General features: G+C 45.7%; 19 protein-coding genes and 1 other RNA gene. 1 reads left to right on the top strand and 19 read right to left on the bottom strand.

Annotation, left to right across the window (positions count from 1 at the left end; translation table 11 throughout):
* Window positions 1-141 precede the first annotated feature (141 nt).
* Window positions 142-544, top strand: an RNA gene (rnpB, locus tag HMPREF3190_RS05620) — RNase P RNA component class A.
* Between the two features lie 258 nt (window positions 545-802).
* On the opposite strand, the gene HMPREF3190_RS05615 is transcribed toward rnpB, so the two are convergent.
* From HMPREF3190_RS05615 to HMPREF3190_RS05525, 19 genes are all read right to left on the bottom strand, one after another.
* The gene (locus HMPREF3190_RS05615; RefSeq protein ID WP_066781184.1) at window positions 803-1,585 is read right to left on the bottom strand and encodes a DivIVA domain-containing protein; all 783 of its coding nucleotides are present in this window, start codon (window positions 1,583-1,585) and stop codon (window positions 803-805) included.
* Window positions 1,586-1,664: 79 nt separating this feature from the next.
* Entirely contained in the window at window positions 1,665-1,931 is a 267-nt protein-coding gene (locus HMPREF3190_RS05610) for a YggT family protein (RefSeq protein WP_066781182.1), read from the bottom strand.
* Window positions 1,932-1,940: 9 nt separating this feature from the next.
* Complete coding sequence (locus HMPREF3190_RS05605) at window positions 1,941-3,212, bottom strand: cell division protein SepF (RefSeq protein ID WP_082715189.1); 1,272 nt, start codon at window positions 3,210-3,212, stop codon at window positions 1,941-1,943.
* 66 nt (window positions 3,213-3,278) lie between these two features.
* Complete coding sequence (locus tag HMPREF3190_RS05600; RefSeq protein WP_449674387.1) at window positions 3,279-3,977, bottom strand: YggS family pyridoxal phosphate-dependent enzyme; 699 nt, start codon at window positions 3,975-3,977, stop codon at window positions 3,279-3,281.
* Window positions 3,978-4,092: 115 nt separating this feature from the next.
* Window positions 4,093-5,361, bottom strand: coding sequence for a laccase domain-containing protein (locus HMPREF3190_RS07675; protein WP_066781176.1), 1,269 nt, complete (start codon window positions 5,359-5,361; stop codon window positions 4,093-4,095).
* Between the two features lie 10 nt (window positions 5,362-5,371).
* A complete protein-coding gene (ftsZ, locus tag HMPREF3190_RS05590; protein ID WP_066781174.1) occupies window positions 5,372-6,505 on the bottom strand; it encodes a cell division protein FtsZ in 1,134 nt (377 codons plus the stop codon).
* 210 nt (window positions 6,506-6,715) lie between these two features.
* Complete coding sequence (locus HMPREF3190_RS05585; RefSeq protein ID WP_066781172.1) at window positions 6,716-7,678, bottom strand: FtsQ-type POTRA domain-containing protein; 963 nt, start codon at window positions 7,676-7,678, stop codon at window positions 6,716-6,718.
* Between the two features lie 38 nt (window positions 7,679-7,716).
* Window positions 7,717-9,249 carry a UDP-N-acetylmuramate--L-alanine ligase gene (murC, locus tag HMPREF3190_RS05580; protein WP_082715187.1) on the bottom strand — a complete coding sequence of 511 codons (1,533 nt, stop codon included), beginning with the start codon at window positions 9,247-9,249 and terminating at the stop codon, window positions 7,717-7,719.
* 107 nt (window positions 9,250-9,356) lie between these two features.
* Complete coding sequence (gene murG, locus HMPREF3190_RS05575) at window positions 9,357-10,451, bottom strand: undecaprenyldiphospho-muramoylpentapeptide beta-N-acetylglucosaminyltransferase (RefSeq protein WP_066781171.1); 1,095 nt, start codon at window positions 10,449-10,451, stop codon at window positions 9,357-9,359.
* A gap of 1 nt (window position 10,452) precedes the next feature.
* On the bottom strand, window positions 10,453-11,652 hold the full coding sequence (locus HMPREF3190_RS05570) for a peptidoglycan glycosyltransferase FtsW (RefSeq protein ID WP_066781169.1): 1,200 nt from the start codon (window positions 11,650-11,652) through the stop codon (window positions 10,453-10,455).
* A 1-nt stretch (window position 11,653) separates the two neighbouring features.
* On the bottom strand, window positions 11,654-13,582 hold the full coding sequence (locus HMPREF3190_RS05565; RefSeq protein ID WP_066781165.1) for a Mur ligase family protein: 1,929 nt from the start codon (window positions 13,580-13,582) through the stop codon (window positions 11,654-11,656).
* 1 nt (window position 13,583) lies between these two features.
* Entirely contained in the window at window positions 13,584-14,630 is a 1,047-nt protein-coding gene (mraY, locus tag HMPREF3190_RS05560; RefSeq protein ID WP_066781162.1) for a phospho-N-acetylmuramoyl-pentapeptide-transferase, read from the bottom strand.
* Window position 14,631: 1 nt separating this feature from the next.
* Complete coding sequence (locus HMPREF3190_RS05555) at window positions 14,632-16,284, bottom strand: UDP-N-acetylmuramoyl-tripeptide--D-alanyl-D-alanine ligase (protein WP_066781160.1); 1,653 nt, start codon at window positions 16,282-16,284, stop codon at window positions 14,632-14,634.
* Window positions 16,285-16,304: 20 nt separating this feature from the next.
* A complete protein-coding gene (locus tag HMPREF3190_RS05550; protein WP_066781159.1) occupies window positions 16,305-17,819 on the bottom strand; it encodes a UDP-N-acetylmuramoyl-L-alanyl-D-glutamate--2,6-diaminopimelate ligase in 1,515 nt (504 codons plus the stop codon).
* An 8-nt stretch (window positions 17,820-17,827) separates the two neighbouring features.
* Window positions 17,828-19,816, bottom strand: a complete 1,989-nt coding sequence (locus HMPREF3190_RS05545; RefSeq protein WP_449676296.1) for a peptidoglycan D,D-transpeptidase FtsI family protein — start codon at window positions 19,814-19,816, stop codon at window positions 17,828-17,830.
* 16 nt (window positions 19,817-19,832) lie between these two features.
* Window positions 19,833-20,378, bottom strand: a complete 546-nt coding sequence (locus HMPREF3190_RS05540) for a hypothetical protein (RefSeq protein ID WP_066781158.1) — start codon at window positions 20,376-20,378, stop codon at window positions 19,833-19,835.
* A 42-nt stretch (window positions 20,379-20,420) separates the two neighbouring features.
* Entirely contained in the window at window positions 20,421-21,392 is a 972-nt protein-coding gene (rsmH, locus tag HMPREF3190_RS05535) for a 16S rRNA (cytosine(1402)-N(4))-methyltransferase RsmH (RefSeq protein ID WP_066781156.1), read from the bottom strand.
* Window positions 21,393-21,404: 12 nt separating this feature from the next.
* Entirely contained in the window at window positions 21,405-21,854 is a 450-nt protein-coding gene (locus HMPREF3190_RS05530) for a division/cell wall cluster transcriptional repressor MraZ (RefSeq protein WP_066781153.1), read from the bottom strand.
* A gap of 336 nt (window positions 21,855-22,190) precedes the next feature.
* Window positions 22,191-23,132, bottom strand: coding sequence for a tyrosine recombinase (locus tag HMPREF3190_RS05525; protein ID WP_066781150.1), 942 nt, complete (start codon window positions 23,130-23,132; stop codon window positions 22,191-22,193).
* Between the last annotated feature and the right edge of the window lie 127 nt (window positions 23,133-23,259).

Here is a 23,259-nt window from a genome sequence, read left to right as displayed (position 1 = left end):
AGTATGATACTAGCATGATACTAGCATGATATACCACCACAGCGTTGCGCTGTTGAAACATTTTTATGTGTTTTGTTCGCGTAAAAAACAAAAAGAACGCTCACGGGCGCGTGAACGAAAGATTTTTGCTACTATGAAAAAAGAGTGAGCTAAACGGTCGCGTGATACTGCGGTATATGCGCTCAAAAACGCACGTATTTGCAGGTATTATGAGGAAAGTCCGGGCTCCTAAGAGCAAGATGCCAGCTAACAGCTGGGCAGAGTAATCTGACGGATAAGTGCCACAGAAAAGAAAACTCGCGCTGTATACGTGCCACATTTCGTGACAACATACAACGCGAAAAGCTGAAACGGTGCGGTAAGAGCGCACCAGTGCATTGGTAACAATGTAGCTTGGTAAACCCCATCTGGAGCAAGCGCAAGTAGGAATGCGATACAGGCGCTCTTCTGTGCATTCGGGTTGCGTGCTTGAAGCATGTAGTGATATATGCTCTAGATAAATGGCCGTTCACGACAGAACCCGGCTTATAGGCTCACTCGCTTTCTCATAAACATAAACACATATAAGAACGAGTGCACGCAAACGGATACGGAAACGTACCTGAGCGGGATCACGCGCGAAAATGCATCAAGCCGTCACCGCACGCCACGGCTCAGTACGCTTCTTTATACATAAACGCAGTGTAAACGCAGACGAAACCCAACGCTCAACGCACGCCAACAGGCACAACGGATAATGCAGCATAGAAACAAGAACGAAAGCGCACTATTGTGCATTATCCTATCGAATATTTTCTGCAGGCTATTCTGGATCGTCAAAATCGAAGTCGTCGTCAACGTCGCCAAAGCCCGAAAAATCTTTATCAACAAAGCTTGCTGCATTGGCTTTCGGAGCTTCAGGTGCAGCTTCACTACTTGTATCCACTTTATGCGATTGACCGACAACATCGGGCGTTACCGCAGCTACTTGAGGTGCTTTTGCGGCAGACGACGACAAGCGACGGCGTGGTGCATCCGCTTCAATTTCTGCTAACTTATGCGATGCATCACTGATGAAATCGTTTAATAATTGCTGATATGAACCACGTGTTTTTTCACGCGCGTCTTCGAGAACCTGTGTTGACTCAACAACTTTCTGTCGGTCGTTTTCAGCTTTTGTAACAATACGAGATGCCTGGTCGTGAGCATCTTCAACAATGGTTTTTGCTTGGGTGCGTGCATTGGCAACGATGTCATCAGCAGAGCGCTGAGCAACAATAAGTGCCTGCGAAATAGCAGTATCATTGGCAGATTTTTCAGCGAGCTTGTTCTCTAAATCGAGAACGCGAGCGCGCAACTCTTGTGGATCGTCTTGTTCATCGGGGGAATCACTCAGCGGAGCATATACGCGCGTAGCTTGCGAAAGTGCATCTTCACACGCATTTTGCGCTTGTTCAAGCTGCGATTTGAGATTTGCAACCTGCGTATTAAGCGCATCAATTTCTACTGATACGTGCTCGAGAAAATCGTCAACCTGATCAACGTCGTAGCCTTTGCGTTCAATAGAAAAACTTTGTTTTTGAATATCCTCGGAAGTGATTGCCATAACAAAACCCCTTCGTTGCTGTATTTGCTTGCATTATATCAAAGGAGCGCAACACTTATGCGCTCAAGTACTGAAAACCCTAGATAAAGAATATTCTATACAAAAGGCGCACGCCTAACTGCAGCACAACAAGCGCCACAATAGGAGAAACGTCAATCATTCCGCCTAAAGGAGGAATAAAACGCCTAAACAGCTGCAAATATGGCTCGCAGATTTTTGCAAGAAATGCATTGACATCGGCAAGAATACCTTCTCGCATAGGAATCCATGACATAAGCACGTACACGAACAAAATAGTTGAATATACATCGGCACACGCCGCAATAATTGAAAACACTTGAAACATAAAACTCCATTACATTAAAACGCCGCGCTCGCGCAGCGCACTAAATTCACTTTGAGACAGTGCTGATCCGGTATAGAACAGATAAACACCCGGCTTAATAAGATCAACATGACCACCAAGAACAGCGCATACACCAAAACAAAAATCGAGAATGCGTTTTGAGAGAGCATCGCTTACCAGATTAAGCGCAAGAACCGTTATATCCCCACGTTTGAGCGCGTCAACGATATGCTCAGCATCGTTATAATTATGCGCTGTTAACATGCAAATGCTACGTGTTGCACTACTCGCTTTAAAAGCTGAAGCGTTCAATGGTGTATGAGTGCTTGATGATTGAGCACTGTTCATATGAGTACTGTTCGCAGCATGATTGTAAGACGGCGCAAACGATGATCCTGATGCGGTAGATAATTGCTGAGCAGGCGTATGCGTGCGTGCTGCCTGTGAAGAAGCTGATGGTGCATCCGGCGATTTTTTTACGGATGTATGAATTGCCTGAGCGCTCCCCTGCGCAAATAAGCTGTGCAAACCACTTGCACGCTGTTCACGTGCATGTGCACGCTCGCTTGCAGCAGCATCCGTACGCACGGTATTGCCTTGAGCACCTGCAACACTGCTACTACCACTCCCCGTACTTGCATTGCTCTGTGCGCTTGCTTGTTCGTTTTGCAGCGCATAATCGGAATACTGTTCTTCGTTGGGCTTACGCGAAGCAACTGAATCGTATGCTGCACGTTGAGGGTTATTCACGTGCGGAACACTCATGCGACCACGTGGTGTAAGCTGTTCCGAAAACGCAACGCTGCGCGACTGCTCGCGTCCTTGTGCCATGCGTGCTGCTTTTTCACGCGGCGATTCATATGCAGGTGTAAGCTGGTCAATCAACATGCGACCTGTAGCGGAATTAAAAGACGGCTCAGTGTTTTGTTGCTTGCGGGCACGAATGTCAGATTGCGAAACAAGCGGTGCGCACTCGGCACTGGCACCATATACATCACTTGCAGGTAATGATTCTTCATTATAGCTAGGACCATATTCAGCAAATTCACGCGCAGTGCTTTCATCACACGCATACTCATCATCAAAATCGGCTGATAATGCTTGAGATGTGTGAGTATCCTGCGCAGCATCAAGACCAAGAAAACGCGAACGCGAACGGGCGCTGCGTGGGGCAGGTGCTGGCTTGCGACCTTGATCAAAACGCGATTTCAGGATATCCAAACGCCCTTTCAGCGAGCCGATTAGGTTTTCTGCACCTTCAGAAGAAAAACGTGCCACCATGACCCCCTATCGAATAGTGCTTCACTCATCAGAGCTTATAAGAATATACCATTATGAAAGAAAAGTTTAGTTATTTGTAGAAAACTCTTCAGAAAAGATCGCACGGCCAACACGAATAATCGTTGCACCAGCGCGCAATGCTTCATGCCAATCTTCGCTCATACCCATCGACAGTTCAGTAATGCGTTTAGCAACCGATTCATCAGCATGCGAACACGCAAACTCTTTCAGATAGGCAAGTTGCTCGAATACTTCACGCGCATACGCTGGGTCGCCTTGGGGTGCCATCGTCATGAAACCGCATATCTGCACGTGGGAAAACGCATGCGCTTCATGAAGAAAATCAAGTACCTCACGAGGGCTAATACCGCTTTTTGTTTCTTCTCCTGACACGTTTACTTCAACAAGCACCTTTTGCGCAATGTTGAGCGCAGCAGCACATTCGTCAATTTTTTCAACGTGGCGCATCGCGCACACTGAATGGATAAGCGTGGCGCGTCCCACGATGTCCTCAATGCGACGCGACTGGATATTGCCAATGAAATGCCATGTAGCTTGCGGAAGCTGATCGTGCTTTTCCATCAAAGCATCAGGGCGATTTTCCCCAAAGACGAGCGCACCGGCACGATACGCTTCCAACACTTTGTCGATACCAACCGTTTTTGACACCGCACATACGCACACCGAGTCGAACGCTCGATTTGCTTCTTTGCAACTTGCTTCAACTTCCTTGATAAGTTTCAAATAGGAACTGCCAGCATCCACGTACATTCACCTTTTCTATCATCTTTACTTTATTATGAACGCTTTCAAACTACGTGAAACGTTCATCGTATACACCAAGCACAACGCAGCATACACCCACCTGCCATAACACATATCAGCATTCTTTTACATTACTATTGCGGCTCGCATGCGTTTGATACGCAAGTGCGCCAATGCGACCGCACACTCCATGCGCATGGCGATACGAAAAATACAAATCGGGGTGCATAAAAGTGCATTGATGCGCATTGGCTATACGCTGCGCACAACACCCGACGCCGCATACATCATCTTCGACAACACGTGCAAGTGACACGTGATTGGCAACGTTAGAACAGTGAGCGCCAAATTTTGCTACAAAATGCGAAGAAACATCATCGCCTACTTCAAAAGCTTCTTGTGAAATATGAGGCCCTATATAGATATTGTATGAAGCCAAAAAGCCCTTCATGATCTGCACATATGCCCTTGTATCAAACAAGGTATTGAGATATGTGGCTCCTAAGGTTTCGCAAGTGCATGAGCCGTGCTTCTGTGTATCACGCTCTATACATTCAAGCGCATCAAGACACGCAAGCGCACATGCCGCGCGCGAAGCAATTTGACCATAAGCGCCGCGCCATCCTGCATGTACAACTGCAAAACGACCTGTTGGCGAAACAATAATTACCGGTAAGCAATCGGCAAAACACAGCAAAGGGCACGTATCTGCGCGATCGACTACTATCGCATCAAAGCCATTGGATGCCATTGATTGTGCCTGCTTGACAGGTGTTATAACATCAAAAGCTTGTGTAATATCGCTTGATAAAAACGACCGATCAAAGTGATCTTGTATATGCGTATTGTGTAAGAAAATAGAGCGAAATGCTTTATCCATCAGCTGGAATAACAATAAATCGAAAAGGGATTGCTCGCCATGGGAGTATATCTGTTTTTCACAATCAACAGTAGTTGTGCAAAGAGCGCTCGTTTTATAAGCAGGACTATTTTTAAGAGCGGATTGCTGTGCAAAAGCTGAACTTTGTTCAAGATTGGCGCTTAAACGCGCGAAATCATCGATACTACGAGAGCTTACACACATAATGCGCGTTGAATGAATTTGATTGGGAACACATACGTGTTCTGGCGTGCATCCCATCACGTGCGCTATACGGCGGCGATTTTCTTGCACGTCACGTGCATTATCGTTGACATGAGAAGCCAAATTAAGCGATGCAAATGCACCTTTGCTAACGCCGCCTTCGCGCGATGTAAACGCAATACGCAACCCTAATGCAGCGTACAGATGCTCATCAGTTAAAATACGAACTCGATGCGACCCACTATAGGCCACATCGAGCACAGGCAATGGTAATTCACATTTCGTGTGATAGTCGTCCAAGAAAATCTCTCTAACGTTGACGTTTTAAGAAATCAGGAATGTAGTCGTCATCTGACAAGCGTGATGCGCTTGATGATGGTGCACTTGACATTTTCGCTGAAGCAGGCGTAAACGCTGCACTGCGCGACACGGCACTATCGGTAGAGGCAAACAAGTCTTTGCGGCTATATCCCCTATCAGAAGCATCAGGTGTTGTCTTAAATCCTGTTGCAATAACCGTAATACGCACTTTGTCGCCCATAGCTTCGTCAACAATTTGTCCGTAAATAATATTCGCGTTCTCATCTGCGCATGCTTCAACCGTGCGGGCTGCAGCATCAACTTCTGATAACGTTAAATCGGGGCCACCTGCAATCGAGAACAATACGCGCGATGCGCCTGCAATAGATGTTTCAAGCAAGTTAGAATTTGTTGCTTGCTCAGCTGCTTCAAGAGCGCGATTTTCGCCTTCAGCAATACCGATTCCCATCATTGCAGTACCTGCATCTTTCATGACGGTGCGAATGTCTGCAAAGTCAAGATTGATAAGACCAGGAATAGTAATAAGATCGGTAACGCCTTGAATGCCTTGACGCAGCGTATCATCAGCGATACGGAACGCATCAAGCATGCTTGTTTTTTTGTCGACTACTTCAAGCAAGCGGTCGTTTGGAATAACAATGAGCGTATCAACTTTTTGCGAAAGCAAGTCGACACCTTGTTCTGCCTGATTACGACGGGTGCGGCCTTCAAAGGAAAATGGCTTTGTAACAATACCAACGGTCAATGCTCCAATTTCTTCACGAGCAATCTCTGCTACAACAGGAGCAGCACCAGTACCTGTTCCACCACCTTCCCCTGCCGTAACAAATACCATATCGGCTTCGCCAAGAGCTTCACGAATTGCATCGCGGCTTTCTTCTGCCGACTGAGCTCCTACTTCTGGGTTTGCGCCGGCACCTAAACCGCGCGTTAAATCTTCTCCAATATGGATAGTACGATCCGCATCAGACAATAATAGTGCCTGATGATCGGTATTTACGGCGATAAATTCCACACCACGCACACCGGCTTCAACCATGCGATTAACCGCATTTGTGCCACCACCGCCGACGCCAACGACTTTGATGACTGCCAGATGTTCAGAGCTAGGCTTTTTAGCCATTATGGCCTCCACATCTTTATTACATAAGCTTTCTTTACGTTGCGATTCAAATACTATACATAAAGAATTCGCACATCCTCTTTATTTTTACACGTTCGCGCTATAAATGCAATATAAGCAGATAGATTACTTATATAACATGTACGTTGCATGAATCGCTGCACAAATTGCGCGTTTTGCCACGTTGCTGCAATTGCAAGCAATGTGCACCTACTGAATAGCACGCCACGTAGGAGTTGACGGATTGCGCACGTTGATATAAGAAACTTTCCCTTCATATTGCGCAAGTACCTCAAGAACAACGCGCTCTTTATCGCGCATGTGCGTTGCCTGACCAAAGGCAACTTCAACACCATTGTCAAGCACAAGAGACGTTTCATCATTAGTACAAGCGCGTACTTCCACGATACGTTGCGCAAGATCGGTAGTAAGTGATGAAGCAATATCAAGAGCATTTACGATACTTGCATCGCTGCATTTTTTACCAATTTCACCCTGCACACCAAGCGCGACATGGGTAATTCTCAATGCTGTAGAAGCGTCAACAAATACCTGAGGGTTCGTTCGCTTACCTGCATCGCTTGTTGCTTGTGGAAGCGGCATTAACCATGTTTTATCGCGCGCAATAGCCCATAACTTTTTAGTTTGTCCACTTGCACTTACCAGCTCAACCACCGCTGCCATACTGCGTTCTTTCACACTCACGCGCAATGTATGCGGAAAAATACAACTTACCTGCGCACGTTCGATCCACGAGTTGCGCTCAAGGCGCTGAGTTATGCCATGCGTATCAACGGTTAGCAGGTTGTCGTGAGCGTTAACGCGCATAAGCGCTGCCATGTCAGATGATGTTAAGTGATTCACGCCTTCAACGTGCACTTCTTGTATCGAAAACACATCTGAATTACGCAATACTGCATACGTGCACGCAAGAAGTGCTGCTACCACAACACCAGCAATAACAAAAGGAAGTATTTTATGCGTTGTACGTAACGTATGAGTGCGTCGTTCATGTTTATCGATGTCTTTGACGCGCATTGACACAACATGTGCATGTCTGTCGGATGACGATGCATGTATGGTAGAGGTGCGCGCAGCACTCCTCCTGCTTGTAGCGTTACTCGCCGGTGCGCTTTGCATCTGTTTCTTACTACCAGAAGGCTCGTTGTGCACATTCTTCCTATGTCGTGAAAACAAAGCCATAGAACAACCTAAGCAGACGTACTCGATGGATTTGACGCCTTTGCCATGTTAGGTATGTTAGACGTGCTAGGCGTTTGAGAAGTGTTTAACGTACGTGAAGCGGCGGAAACGTCCGACGTATCTGACGTGCCGCTACGCTGTTGTAGTTCTTCTACAATCAACGGACCAAGCGCGCTCACATCACCAGCGCCCATCGTAATCAGCAAATCTCCTGCTTCAACATGCTGAAGCACTGACGCAATAAGATCGTTCCTGTGCGCTACATAATAAAGCTGTGGATGGTTCTCATTTGACGCTACAACGTTCATAAACGACTTACCCGTAATGCCCGCAATAGGACTTTCGCCTGCAGAATAAACATCCATAAACGTAACGCTTGTTGCTTTATCGAATGCATGCGCAAACGAATCGTGCAGCACGTGTGCAAACAGTCCGAAACGCGAATAACGATGTGGTTGAAAAATAACATGAATGTGCTTGTAGTTAAGCAGTGACGCTGCTTGTATCGTAGCCGCAATTTCACTAGGATGATGAGCATAATCATCAATAACCGTTACGTCACAAGCGATACCTGTTACATCAAAACGCCTGCGTACACCTTTGAAGTTTGCAAGTACCGCTGCAGTTTTTGCGGGATCGATACCATAACAACTCAATAATGCGATAACACTCAGCGCATTGAGTGCATTATGCTTTCCTGGTGTTTGAGGCAGTGTTCCCTCAATTTGCTTTCCATCAGGTGTTTTAAAAGTAAAATGTGAACGGATGCCCTCTTGGTGAAAGGAAGTAAGTTGAAAATTACACGATGGCGCTTCACCGTAGGTAACATACGCGCGGTTTGTGCGTTGAGCTAATTCAAGCAGCGAATTATCATCGCCCCAAACTACTAACGAACCGTCTTGCTCAGGCACTGATCCCATAAATGCAATAAATTTTTCTCGAATTTCGTTTAAATCGCGATAATGATCAAGATGATCGGCTTCAACGTTAGTAATAATAACGCCATGGGGACTTAAATACGTAAACGATTTATCGCTTTCATCAGCTTCAACAACATAAAACTTGCCAGTTCCGTAATGCGCATTTGAGTGGTATGCGCGCACCATTCCTCCAATAAGAAAACTGGGGTCAAAACCCATCTCGTCGAGCGCTGTTGCCACCATTGAAGAGGTGGTCGTTTTGCCGTGCGTGCCTGCAACAGCAAGCGTTTGAAGACCACGCCCTACATAGGCAAGCATTTGTGCGCGATGCCACAACGTAATGCCACGCTGTTTGGCAGCGCACAGCTCAGGATTATTGTCCAAAACAGCCGTACTGGTAACAACAACATCGGGTGTACGGTCGCCATCGGGGATATTATGCGCATCGTGACCAATATGCACTTCAATGCCTTCATCTTGCAATTCTTTCGTATAGCGACTTTCGCGAATATCAGAACCTGAAACACGCAAACCTTGCTTGTGTGCCACCAGCGCAATACCACTCATACCAACGCCGCCAACACCAATGAAATATGCCGATGTAATTGCTTGGTTGTTCATACGTACCCTTCTTTACTGATATATGCTATCTGCAACGCTTTGACGTGCACCAATTCACCGGTGCTGTTTGTGCAACACCATGCACGTTTGTGTTGCTGATATGTGTGCTACAAACTTTCTACGATAGCTGAATACAGCGCTTCACGCGCGTGAGTCGCAGCACGTTTTTCACACGCTGCCTTCATAGCACTCCATACGCGTTTATCGGAGCACAATTTTAGCACGTTTGTAGAAAATTCATCCGTTTCAAGTTTATCGTCTAAACAGACAAGAGCACACCCTGCGTCACAGGCAGCACGTGCGTTATGTTCCTGATGGTTCGCTGTTGCAAACGGATATGGCACTAAAAGCGCAGGAAGCCCACGTGCTGCAATTTCAGCAAGCGACGTAGCGCCCGCACGCGATACAATCGCATCGGCTGCTGCTAAACACTTCCCCATTTCATATTGATAATCAAACACATGCCAACGCTGTTTCTCTAAAGGTGTTAAGGCAAGCTGCGCGCACGTTTTTTCGTATGTTTTTTTACCAGTAATATGCACAACATGAAGCTTAGGAAGCGCAAGAAGCTTCTCTTTGCACGCGCATAAAGCTTCGTTTATATGCTCTGCTCCCAGCGAGCCACCTGTTACAAGCAAGACAAACGCATCTTCATCAATACCAAGAAACTGTCTACCTTGCTTGCGCGTTGCTTCGCATACACTGCGACGCACGGGGTTTCCTATCACGTCATACGGTGTTTTTTCAGGAATACGCGATGCCGCTTCCTGATACGTAAGAAATACTTTACGTGCGTATTTTGACAAATGTGCATTCGTTAATCCCATAACAGAATTCTGTTCATGAACAAACAAAGGAATATGCAAGGCATGAGCTGCCATGCCAACTGGCAAACTAACATAGCCACCAAAACACACAACTGCTTCAGGTTTTATTGCTTTAAGCCATGACACAGCTTTTCTACGCGCCTTTGCTGCATAATACAGCGCACCTACCAGCGATAAAGGGTGTTTGCGATTAAAGCCGCGCACATGAAACGGTTGATACGCAATATTTTCTCGCGGAACCAATTGAGCTTCAATACCTTGAAACGTTCCTGCGAATAGCACCTGATAATCGTGCAGTTTAAGCTCGTCGGCTAGCGCAAGAGCAGGGTTGATATGCCCTGCTGTTCCTCCACCCGACAACACAATACGCTTCATATTATCTCCTTTGCGTGCGGTTCGATTGCACGTACATAAACTCGCCACGGCGCTCGGCAAAACGCCCTTCGCCTGAGGCTTTAGAGATGCTCAGTAAAATTCCTACAATAATAAATGTGCTCACAAGCGACGATCCACCTGAGGAAATAAACGGCAGCGGTTTGCCTGTTGTAGGAAATACACCAATCGCACAACCAATATTGATACATGCTTGAAAGGCAACCATAAACGCAAGTGAACCAGCGCATAAACGACCAAATAAATCGGGCGCTCCTTGTGCAATACGCATACCGCAGTAAAAAAACAAAACAAACAAAGCAATAACAATACACGCCCCTATAAGCCCAAATTCTTCCCCAATAATAGAGAACACGAAGTCGGTTTCCGATTCAGGCAAATAGAGGAACTTTTCACGCGAATTGCCAAGCCCTACACCCGCAATCCCGCCTTGCGCAAGCGCATAGTAGGAATGTACCAGCTGATAGCCCTTTGCGCGACCGTTATCACCATCGTTCCAGGGATTAAGAAACAAAAAGCGTGACGAGCGATACGACGAGAAAATAATTGCCATAACCAGCAAAGCGCACGATGCAACAATAACAATAATCCAATAGCGTTTATCGAGTTCGCCAAGCCATAACACTACCAAAATACTCACATAGATAATGATGCTCGTTCCTAAGTCAGACTGCGTAATAAGCAGCACCATAAGGGGAGCTGCCACTAAAGCGAGCAACTGCTTAAAGCCACTCGATTGTGAAATGCGACCTTCACGCACATCACACACAAGTTTGCATGCCATAAGCACCAAAATGATTTTGATAAATTCAGACGGTTGCACACTGAGCGGCCCTAAACGCAGCCAGCGCTGTGCGCCAAGAACATGGTGTCCGAACACACATACGGCAATAAGCGATAAGCATGCGCCTGCTACCAGCACATACAAACCTTTTCCTGCAAAAATACGATACGGTAAGAACTTTGCAATCAGTACTGCACATACCACGCCGATCAAGCAAAATTTGCATTGATCAAGCATATACGATGCAGGATTCGTATGTTCGTGAATAGCTAAAACTGTTGATGCAGAAAAAACCATCACTAAACCAATTAAGCTTAACGCAAGCGTTACTAAGATAAGTCCGATGCGTGGCACAAGAACCGAGCGTTCAAAATCGTGCGATGGCGTCAGTAAGGACATGCTATTCACCCAGTTCAGAGCGCTTATGTTTGACAAGCTGCTTAAAAATAGTACCGCGCTGTTCAAACGATTTGAATTCATCAAACGATGCACATGCCGGAGAGAGCAACACTACATCTCCCTTGTGCGCAAGAGCGCATGCTAAGGTAAACGCATCACGCATATGCGCTGCTCCATATATGCAAAAGTGTTCAGGCGCATCGTTTTCTTTTTTGCTAAATGCCTCATCAAATCGACAGCGTGCCGCACCATATACAATAACAGTGTGTACAAAGCGATGTGCACATGCAACAAGCTCATCGATGCACGTACCCTTATCTTCCCCGCCTAACAGCACAATCAAATTCTTATTCGGAAATGAAGTAATCGCTTTCAGTGTTGAATCGACATTGGTGCCTTTTGAATCGTTATAAAACGCAACACCAGCAACTGTTCCGCACGGCTCAATACGATGCTCAAGTGGCATAAAACGTGTAAAAGAATTGCCAAACGTAGACGTATTGTGCGTAAGAGCAAATGCAGCACTTGCAGCACACAGTGCATTGTTAATATTATGCTCGCCTTTAATGTGTAAATCATCAACCGAACCAAAATTCAGGGCGCGTGTTGCATCTAATGACAAAGTGCCTGCGTGAAGCTCATCACGCAGCGTATACGGCTGCGTTTCGCACAGTTCATTATGTTCGTTAACATACGCACACGACAACTGCGGTAGATCAATGTCGTCTGTGCATTTTGGAAAAGGCAGTGCTGCTAAATCAGCTTCAGACATCTTCTCAAAACACGGATCAAAAACATCGTGCGTACTCTCAGATATATCGTGCAAGAGCGTTTTTGCAGGATCAGCCGCTTTCAAAAGTGCTCTTTTTTCCAATGTATAGGCTGATTGAGCATTTGAATGTAAACCTGCTTTAGAACCAATCCACACAAAATGCGGCGAGGCGTTATAAACGGGTGGCTCAATAGCATGAGCATCTTCAAGTTCACCACAATCGTTGCAATTCCAATCGCCCTGTACGACAGGCGTAAGTGTGCTATCAGCGCATACTTTGCTCGAAGAGATAGCGTTGCTATGAGGCGTACCGTCATCGCTGTACTGAGTGTTGTTGTGCTGAGCGTCATTGTGCTGAGCGTCATTGTGTTTAGAAAACGCTATCCGCGTATATTTCACTAATTGTGCCCAAGCTTGCGTGCGTTCAACATCGTTTGTGATGTCAAAAATTACGGTGGTATCGCGATACCGTGCAATATTACGCAACAGATTAAATTTAGCTTCTTTATATTTTTCATAGCTTTGATGCCAATGAATATGATCAGGCGTTATATTCAGCATAACAACAACATTGGGTGCAAAGCTCAAGCTGGACGCCAACTGATATGATGATACTTCTGCCACATAAACATCAGTTTTATTTTGACGTACTGCTTCAATGCACGTATCACCAATATTCCCAACAGCGGCAGCTTTATAACCTGCATCTTGTAACATACAAGCACACAGTGATGTCGTAGTGGTTTTTCCATTGGTGCCCGTAATGGCAATCCAGCGCGATGTTGTTGCGCTTTCACGCCAGGCAAACTCTACTTCGCTTATCAATTCATGCGAATAGGCATATGCTTGGCAGTACAGATCATCCCAACACGGAATACCAGGCGAGATGATACAAACATCAAATTTTGTATAGTGACGATTTTCTGCTAATACTTCAACAGCATCAGGTGCAAAACAACGCTGCAAATCGGGAAATGCAAGCTCATCTAAGAAGTGGCGCGTTTGTTCTGTTTCAGCTTGATCGGCAACGTACACTTCTAAATGGCGCTCACGCGCACATTCACGCAGATAGCGCAAGGTACTTTTTCCTGATACGCCTAGACCTACCACAAGTACGCTACAATTGGATACAGGAAAACGGCGTGTGCATTCCTCCATATTACGCTCCTAACATAGAATGAGCAAAATAGATCGAAAAGCCAATAGCTGCAATAATGCCTGAAATTATCCAAAAACGGACAACCACTTTTGTTTCTGACCAACCTTTTTTCTCAAAATGGTGATGAAGTGGTGCCATCAAAAAGATGCGTTTGTGCGTACGCTTATACCACGCTACTTGCAGCATTACTGAAAGCGCTTCAGCAACATACAATCCGCCAATAATCAGTATAACCACTTCAGTTTTGGTAACTACCGCTAAGCAACCAAGTCCCATACCAAGTGCGAGCGAGCCCGTATCACCCATAAAAATATTGGCAGGAAATGCGTTATACCACAAAAAGCCAATGCACGCGCCGCCAAGCGCTGCCGCTAAAATTGCAGGTTCAAGCATATCATTGCGATACGCAATAGCTGCCATAACAACCATCGACACCATCGTCGTTCCTGCAGCAAGACCGTCAAGACCATCCGTTAAATTAACAGCATTGCACAAACCCACCAGCAAAATATCAACATATAAAACGTAAAGCCACGGAATTTGTATACCGTGCCCTAAAGGAAGAACCGTTGTCAGCACCCCCAAATTGATACGAGCAATAAACGGCAGTTCAAGCGTTGGCGCAATACCAAGCGCGTTGACTGCTATTAATACAAAAATGGTTGCAATCAAAAACTGCCCGAGCAACTTCCCTTGCGGCGTAAGACCAAGCGAGCGGTGATTGATAACTTTTGATGCATCGTCGATGAAGCCTAAAATGCCTGTTAAGATGATTGCTATGAGCATGGCATAGGTTTCAGGCGTAGGATAGCCCACTATCAATATCGCAATAATTACAGCAAGCAGCATAATAATGCCGCCCATCGTAGGCGTGCCTTGTTTTACCAGGTGCGTTTTGGGACCGTCATCGCGTACTTGTTGTCCAATACGGCGCGACTTCAAAAATCGAATCCAGCCAGGTGTTAATACTAACGCTACAACCAATGATATAAATAAAGCTAAAAATACTAAAAATGTAGGGTATCTGGAAAACAACGATGCAAGCATACTAGTTAAGCAATCCTTTCACAATCGTTTCTAAATGCATAGAGTGCGACGCTTTAATAAGCACAACGTCATGGGTGCTAATAAGCGGTTTCAGCATCTCAAGAGCTTGTTGTGCACACGATGCGGTATGGAGTGCGCAAGCAGGAAAGCCCTGCTCCAAAGCCGCTTCGGCAATACCGTGCGCATTTTTGCCGACACACACAAGCACGTCAATACTGCAATGTGCTGCAAATGTTCCCACTGCACGGTGCATATCAACGGCATAGCTTCCAAGCTCACCCATATCACCTAACACGGCAATACGCTTGCCACTTGTATTAAACGCTTGTAATACGCGCAAAGCAGCACGCATAGAATCGGGGTTTGCATTATACGCATCATCAATAACAGTACAATGGTGCACACCTTGATATATTTTTTGCCGACCATCAGCAGGCTGTACACGCTGTACGCGCGCAATGCAATCAGGAAGCGAAATGCCTGCTTCAATACCAACTGCAAGAGCACACAGTGCATTCGATACATTATGAACACCACACAACGCAAGCGTAAGAGACTGCTGCACACGCAGTTCACAGAGGTCGCTTTGCTCATCAGACGTTAAAACAGATGCAGTTTCGCTTATAGTGCAGGGTGCTGATGCGGATGCAGTTGTAGAACCAGACGCGCTCATGGCACTCGGTATACGAGTAATGCTCGTTTCCATCGGCGCAGCTGCTTTTTGTAAGGCGCGTACACGCTGGATTGGCGCATACACCGAAAGTAGAAACTGCGCGTGCCCTGAAGCGGTAAGCTGCACATCGTGCGCTCCTATAAACAACACGCCGTCACCTTCTGTACACGCACGCTGTAAGCTTGCATCGCGCATATCGGCATTGAAATACACACACGGCACGTGGCGCTTTTCAAGATTTCCATATACGCGTTGCTGATGAAGAAAATCATCACTCGCGTTCAAAAACGCTCTACCGCCGTGGGCAGGAAGCTGCTCGAAAATTTCGCTTTTTGCATGCGCAATGCCATCGCGTGAGCCGAGCAACTCGATATGCGATGTGCCGACATTGCTGATAAGCGCCCAGTGAGGCTTAACCCAGCTGCACAAGTGCCTAATTTGATCAAAACCGCGCATACCCATTTCAACAACAACGAAGCGATCGTCTTTTTCTGCTCGCAATATAGTATTGGGAACACCCAGTTCGTTATTTTGGTTTGCAAGCGTCGCACAAACGCTACCTGCTGCGCCAAGCACCTCAGCAATAAGATTTTTTGTGGTTGTTTTTCCTGTTGAACCCGTAATAGCAACGATGGTTGCGCTCAGTTGCGTACGCCACCATGCGGCAAGCTGTTCTACAAACACAAGCGCATCATTGCAGCGTACGATGGCACACCCACGCTCGGTTGCATTGTGCAGTATGTTTTGAGGAATATCATGTGTGATAACAATAATATGTGCACCAGCGCAAAGAGCATCAGCAATATAATCGTGCCCATCAACCTTGCTTCCAACAAGCGCTATATAAAGCGATGACGGCACAATCTTGCGTGAATCCCATGATAAACAGCGTACCTCGCAGCACGCGCGCTGCGTATCGCTTAACACATTGCAAAGCGTCGCTGTAGTTGCGCTGAGCACCTGCTGTAAATTTGCTTGCATACTACTACTGCTTTCTGGTGCTATTCCTGCGCTTGACTATCAAGACCAGCGCGCTTCAATTCTTCGCGCGCAACTTCCGTATCGTCAAAATGCAGCACCTGCGAACCAACAATCTGATACGTTTCATGCCCTTTACCAGCAATTAAAATAGAGTCACCAGCATGTGCACACGCAAGCGCACGAGCGATAGCCTTACGTCTATCAGGTTCAACTTCAAACTTATCAGGCTGTTCTTTCATGCCGCTCACAATGTCATCAATAATGGCGCATGGATCTTCACTGCGCGGATTATCCGACGTCACAATCACATAATGCGCTGCAAGTGAAGCCTTTCCCATAATTGAGCGCTTCGCTTTATCTCTGTCGCCACCACAACCAAATACAACAATGGTCTGACCTTGAGTGATATGCATTACGCAATCAAGCGCTTTTTTCAGTGCATCAGGCGTATGCGCATAGTCCACAAACACAGCAACGGAACTTGTATCAGAAACGCGCTGCAAGCGCCCTGGTATTTGAGGCACATCTTCAAGAGCACGCGCGATAACATTTCCAGGAATTCCCAGTTGAAGAGCAATACCGCATGCTAACATTACATTTGAAACATTAAATTTACCTACCAGCGGGTAGGTAAAGGAAAGCACTTCACCCACACAATCAAGCGTTATATGTGTGCTGTGAGGTGCATATTCAACAGAAATAGGATGTATAAGCGCATCATCACTAAAGCCTGTGGTAATTACTTCATCCATCGCATCATTATCGGCACATACATGCTCGTTGCACACGCGCGCATGAAGCTCACGTCCCCACGTATCATCGATGCAAATAACACGCTTAGCAGGATATTCGCGTGAAAATAGCAATGCTTTTGCTTCAAAATACGCTTCAAACGTATGGTGATAATCAAGATGATCTTGTGTCAAATTCGTAAATGCCGTAACGGCAAAATGCGAACACAAAGGACGCTGCAAATCGAGCGCATGAGAGCTCACTTCCATAGCGCACACGTCAACATGAGCATCACGCATATCAGCAAAAATGTGCTGTAAATCGGGTGATTCAGGTGTCGTTCGACTGGCAGGATGTTCCTCTTGATTAATGTGAACACCAACCGTACCAATGACACCTGTTTTATTGCCAGCAACACGAGCAATATGCTCAACGAGATACGTTGTAGTGGTTTTGCCATTCGTTCCCGTTACACCTACCAGGGAAAATGAACGCGAAGGATTATCGTAGAAACGCGCTGAAATTTGCGCCATTGCACGACGTGAATTCGGAACAATAACCATTGTCACATTGCTTGCATCAGCTAAATAGAGCTTCCGTTCGCACACAATAACGCGCGCACCTCGATTGATGGCGTCCTGAGCAAATGAATGTCCATCGGCTTTTAAACCAACAATACAAAAGAACGCATCGCCTGGATGTACTGCATCACTGCGATAAGCAATGCCCGATACTTCTTCTTGTGGATTTCCTAAAATACTATGCTTATAACCAGCAAATAATTCTTCACACGTTTTATTCATATTAGGCCTCATCTACTCACAATGGAATATCGTTGAATAGCTGTACTCATTATATCGTGAAAAATAGATGTCACACTGCTTTGAGACGCAACATTGTCAGCACCTACATAACATACTAAATTGCTCGACGAATTGGCTATAAATCCAAGAAAGCCCAGATTATTTAAACCTTTTTTATAGCCTCCATGCTGTGGATCGTAAATTTGCGCTGTAGATGTTTTTCCTGCAACACGATAACCAGGAATTTCAGCTTTTCGTCCTGTTCCTTGATCGACAACACTTTGCAGCATGCTTATCATATCGGGAATGACAGCCGTGTTCTCAATCACTTGTACCTTCTGATTGGAAACATCATGCGCTTGACCGCCTGCTTCGAGCAAAAAGTGAGGAGTAACTTCATAGCCGTTATTTAAAAGGGCACCATAAAAGCGTGTTAATTGCAACGGCGTAAGCGAAATACCTTGCCCAAAACTTACGTTCCATCCTGTTACCCGAGACCATTTCTTAACGTCTTGCAAATATCCTACTTGTTCACCAGGATAATCTATGCCTGTTGCTTCATGCAACTTATAGCGCAAAATATGCTCGTAAAACGGATCAAACCCCATTTTTTCTGTACAAAGCGAAATACCAATGTTTGAAGAATACTGCATAATCTGGCGTAAACTATAGGTTTTAGCTTCGCGCTCATGCGCATCATGAACCGTAAAACCGCTCGCATGTATTTCACTCGGAGCAAAAATAGTGTCACTCGGACGCATTGAATTAGTTTCAAGCAAGGTCATGGCTGATACTGTTTTAAATATTGAACCTGGTTCTAATAAATTTGAAACAGGTTTGAGCGATGTCGCACCTGGTAATACCACCGATCGATCATTTGGATTGAAAAATGGCGCCGATGCAATTGCCATAATCTCGCCTGTTCGTGCATCCATAAGAACGCTTGAGCCGGAATTGGTATGCAGCTCATCAAGGCCATTACGCAAAGCCAGTTCAAGTGCCTTTTGCATATCAATGTCAATAGAGATAACAATATCTTTGCCGTCAACAGGTGGCGTTTGTGTATGCAAACCACCTGGAATAGGTGTACCATCTGCTCCCAGCTCAGCGCGATAATTGCCAGGTGTTCCAGAGAGAACATCATTGTACATAAGCTCAAGACCAGAGACCCCTACGAGCACTTCAGACTTGTTATCGTTGGTTTTTTCTACATTACATGCGCCAATCACTTGTCCTGCAATTTCTCCATACGGATAGCGCCGTACTGTATCATGGAGGAAATAAATACCTGGCAGCTCATAGGCTTTAAGTTGAAGCGCTACCGCAGGATCAATTTTTTTCTTAAGATAGCGAAATTTAGAACCCTTTTTTACTAAGTTTGACAGATAATCGCCTGCTTGCCCACCAATCACCTGAGCAATCGTGCGTGCTGTATACTCGGCATCGACCACTTCAGAGGGGTTTGCATACACTGTTGTTGCTTCCACGCTAATAGCAAGCACGTTATGGTTTCTATCGTAGATAGTGCCGCGCTTCGCTTCTACTTGCATGCCTGTCATGCGTGTATTTTTAGCTGCATTTGAATAATCATCATGCATAATAACGCCTAGATAATACAAGCGAATAAAAAATAAAGCGCATAAAACACCAAAAACGAGCAATACATACGATAATCGTGAAGAATTTTGAACGCGCAACGCTCCTTGTTGTGGCACATGATAGTTACGCGCACGGTTTCTTTGAGTTGGTGAATATGCTGATAGATGACCAAATTCATCGGGATTGCTGAAATTGCTAGGAACATCAGTAGCATGATGTGTTGAAGCATCACCATCGCTGTTTGGCGCAAAAAAAGGACGCTTTTGCAAAAAATCGTTAAACGATGAAAATAAACCTTTGCGTGCAAAACGGTCGTGACGTTGCGATGATGTGCGGTTATGCTGGTTGTCTGTGCAATGCCGAGATGTTCTATGCTCGTTATAGTCTGGTGTATTCACACGCATCGAGCCTTACTTATGAACGCGCTACACTACGATTTGATACAGATGTCGATGCAGCAGTATAAGAATTATCAGATTGTTGAGCATGTGCCACACCTGAGCGTTCTTGCGTAAGACGCGCAATACTTCCGCTTAATGACAAGCGTCCATTGCTATCAAGCGCAACAATATCGCGCGGCAGTTGCACATTTTCTACCTGAGCAACTTTGTGCATACCCATGCTATATGCCTTTTGGTCAATATCAGATGATAATTTTGAGTACTCAACTTCAAGCAAGCTCATGTCATAGCGTGCTTTATTAATCTGACTTGTAAGGTTTTTTTGTACTTTCATTTCGCTGACAGCAGCTGAGGCAATCGACAAACGAACCATGCCAATAAGAGCCAGTGCAATAAACACGCACGCAATCACGCGCGCCATTACAATAAGAGAAGCTCCTGCAGCTGTTTTTGTTGAACGACCCTGCGTTGTAATAAGATTAATCGAAGGAGCGTGAAAGCGTTGTTCCTGTTGATAATCAGGTATTTCATAGGGATATGCACGTTCAGGAATTCCCATTGCTTTCTACCTTTCTCCTTTTCGTTAAACGCTGCAAGCGCTCTAAGCGCAACTATCTGCGCAACGTTTGCAGACGCGTAATTTTGCACTGCGCGAACGTGCGTTTATACGCACTTCTTGCGTCTGTGCAACATAAGCTTTTTTAGTAAGAATATCGACAAGCGGCTTCTTGCCACACGTGCAAATACCTAACTCAACAGGGCATGTGCACCGATGCGACCATTCGTAAAACAAATGCTTAACCAGTTTATCTTCCAGCGAATGATACGAAATAACACACAAGCGCGCGCCGGGATTAAGCCAGCGTAGCGCACTCGTAAGTCCCTGCTTCAGCACACCAAGCTCGTCGTTCACTTCGATGCGAAGCGCTTGAAACGTACGCTTTGCAGGATGCCCACCTACGCGACGCGCCGACGCTGGAATGGCTGCTTTGATAATGTCAACCAGCTGTCCACTGGTGGCAATATCATGCTGCTCACGTTCGCGAACAATAAACTGTGCAATACGCGATGCCCATTTCTCATCGGAATACTCGCTGATGATACGTGCTAAATCGCGCTGTGAGTACGTCATTACAACATCGTGCGCACTCATAGGTGTATCGCGCGGGTTCATACGCATGTCAAGCGGACAATCTTCCTTAAACGAAAATCCGCGATCAGGTGTGTCAATTTGCACCGATGAAACACCTAAATCGAAGAGAATGCCATCAATGCCGCTAATTGCTTGCGACACAAGCAAATCGTCTAATTGCGAAAAATTACCTTTCAGTAATGCTAGTTCAGGACAGCTGTCCGCTGGTATCGTCCCGAGTTTTTGACGTGCTGCACAAAGTGCAACATCGTCTTGATCGATACCAATCAGTAAACCATCCACTCCAATTCGCTTCGCAATTTCATACGAATGTCCAGCTCCACCAAGCGTTGCATCCACATAGATACCACCGCGTTTAAGTGCTAAATTCTCCAAGCATTCGTGAAGCAAAACAGGAATATGTCGATATTCGTTTGTCATGTTGCACGTCTTCTAACTAAACAACACACTAAGGTCAATTTCCTTAGTCATGTCGTCATAGCGAGAAGCATCCCAAATCTCGAAATATCCCGTGTTACCAACAACAACCACGTCACGCTCTACATGAACATCATGGCGAACGTCAGCAGGTAGCACAATGCGTCCCGCTGCATCAACCTGACAATCAAACGCGCGCGCTTTAAGAGCACTGCGCAGGCGAACGTGATTTTTGTTAGACGCGGAATACGCACCAAAGCGATCGATAAATAGCTGATCAACCCACGCATTAAACGCGTCTGGTTCAAATACAAATAAGCATTCGTTATCGGGGCTTTTAGTGATTACAAGATCGTTTGATAAGGCACGACGGAATTTTGCAGGAAGACATACACGCCCTTTCGCATCAACTTTATAGCGAAAAGCGCCGTTCAAATCGACGATCTTTGTGCTTGTTTCGCTCACGGGTATCCCTTTTATTCCGACTTCCTTATGACAATCACATCTTACCCCACTTTCTCCCACTTCACAACACAAATATTAAAAGCATATGATAAGAATATCCTGGAAATTTATAAAATACCAGTTCAATACTATATATAAGAGAATTTATATAATAATGCATTTTTTGTGGTGTACACATCATAATTGCATACTATGAAAAATAAATTTGAAAAACCCCTTACAAATTACCTTTTCAGTTGCCTACACGCATGAGAAACTGTCGAAACAGAACGTAAAATTGCGTCTCTGTTGGTAAGGTGGGAGAAAATGGGAGAAGCTGTGGACGCATGTGCACACTTACCTGTGCGCACATGCGCGCGGATGGGCGTGTTCGTATTCTTCACGAATATGCGACCTATCAACGTGCGTATAAATTTGCGTTGTAGCAATGTCGCTGTGCCCCAATAACTCTTGAATAACGCGCAAATCGGCACCGCCCGCAAGCATGTGCGTTGCAAACGAGTGCCGCAGCGTATGAGGATGCAAATTTTTCACGCCAATCGACAAACCAGCACGCGCGACAATACGATGCATCATTTGGCGTGAAAGCGCTCCCCCACGTACGTTAAGGTAAACCGTTTGTGTAGATGGCGCACTCTTCAAGCGAGCGAGAATTGCAGGTCGCCCATCCTCTAAATAACGAACAAGCATTTTTAAGCCCCATCCCGACACCGGCACAATGCGTTCTTTATTGCCCTTACCACACACACGCATGTATCCATCAGCAATATTAAGGGCGGAAAGTTGCAGCTGAACACATTCACTAACGCGCAGACCGCAGCCATATAACAGCTCAAGCGCACTGCGATCACGCAAGCCTAACGGTGTTGAAATATCGATTGAATCAAGAAGATGTTGAGCCTGATCAATAGAGATAACATCGGGCAGCTTCTGCATTTTTTTCAGCAGTGCTACGCGTGCAGCAGGATTTTGCTCGCACATACCATCCGAGAGCAAAAAACGGTGAAAGCCTTTTACAACGCTCAAACGGCGATCAATGGTTGTACGCGCATAATGACGCGCTACCAGCATTTCTTGATATTTTAAAATGTGAGTTTCACTGATATCATGCACGCTTGCTACGTGCAGTTGCTGCAGAAATAACAGGTACTCGCTAAGATCAGCACGATAAGCGTATATCGTAAGCGCAGCAGCACCGCGCTCGACAGCCAAGTGCGCAACATACAATTGCGCTGCCTGGCTTAACTCACCTGATAAAGAAGTATCTACATCATTCATAGAAAGCAGCTTTCTGTTTGCTTGAATGAACCCAACGCAATGCGTATTCAAAAGCGCATAACCATGCTTAATGACACAAGCAAACTACCTGCAACAACATCCTTCAGGTTGCATGAGCGTACAACCT

It is taken from the genome of Umbribacter vaginalis (assembly GCA_001552935.1).
Lineage (GTDB): Bacteria > Actinomycetota > Coriobacteriia > Coriobacteriales > Eggerthellaceae > Berryella > Berryella vaginalis.
Note: the sequence above shows the minus strand (reverse complement) of the source record. Positions and strands in the feature narration are given on the sequence as shown.

Coding starts and splice junctions, on each gene's coding strand:
- HMPREF3190_RS05615 (WP_066781184.1), bottom strand. CDS start 1,585: ATGGCAATCACTTCCGAGGATATTCAAAAACAAAGTTTTTCTATTGAA.
- HMPREF3190_RS05610 (WP_066781182.1), bottom strand. CDS start 1,931: ATGTTTCAAGTGTTTTCAATTATTGCGGCGTGTGCCGATGTATATTCA.
- HMPREF3190_RS05605 (WP_082715189.1), bottom strand. CDS start 3,212: ATGGTGGCACGTTTTTCTTCTGAAGGTGCAGAAAACCTAATCGGCTCG.
- ftsZ (WP_066781174.1), bottom strand. CDS start 6,505: ATGGCTAAAAAGCCTAGCTCTGAACATCTGGCAGTCATCAAAGTCGTT.
- murC (WP_082715187.1), bottom strand. CDS start 9,249: ATGAACAACCAAGCAATTACATCGGCATATTTCATTGGTGTTGGCGGC.
- murG (WP_066781171.1), bottom strand. CDS start 10,451: ATGAAGCGTATTGTGTTGTCGGGTGGAGGAACAGCAGGGCATATCAAC.
- HMPREF3190_RS05570 (WP_066781169.1), bottom strand. CDS start 11,652: ATGTCCTTACTGACGCCATCGCACGATTTTGAACGCTCGGTTCTTGTG.
- HMPREF3190_RS05565 (WP_066781165.1), bottom strand. CDS start 13,582: ATGGAGGAATGCACACGCCGTTTTCCTGTATCCAATTGTAGCGTACTT.
- mraY (WP_066781162.1), bottom strand. CDS start 14,630: ATGCTTGCATCGTTGTTTTCCAGATACCCTACATTTTTAGTATTTTTA.
- HMPREF3190_RS05555 (WP_066781160.1), bottom strand. CDS start 16,284: ATGCAAGCAAATTTACAGCAGGTGCTCAGCGCAACTACAGCGACGCTT.
- HMPREF3190_RS05550 (WP_066781159.1), bottom strand. CDS start 17,819: ATGAATAAAACGTGTGAAGAATTATTTGCTGGTTATAAGCATAGTATT.
- HMPREF3190_RS05540 (WP_066781158.1), bottom strand. CDS start 20,378: ATGGGAATTCCTGAACGTGCATATCCCTATGAAATACCTGATTATCAA.
- rsmH (WP_066781156.1), bottom strand. CDS start 21,392: ATGACAAACGAATATCGACATATTCCTGTTTTGCTTCACGAATGCTTG.
- HMPREF3190_RS05525 (WP_066781150.1), bottom strand. CDS start 23,132: ATGAATGATGTAGATACTTCTTTATCAGGTGAGTTAAGCCAGGCAGCG.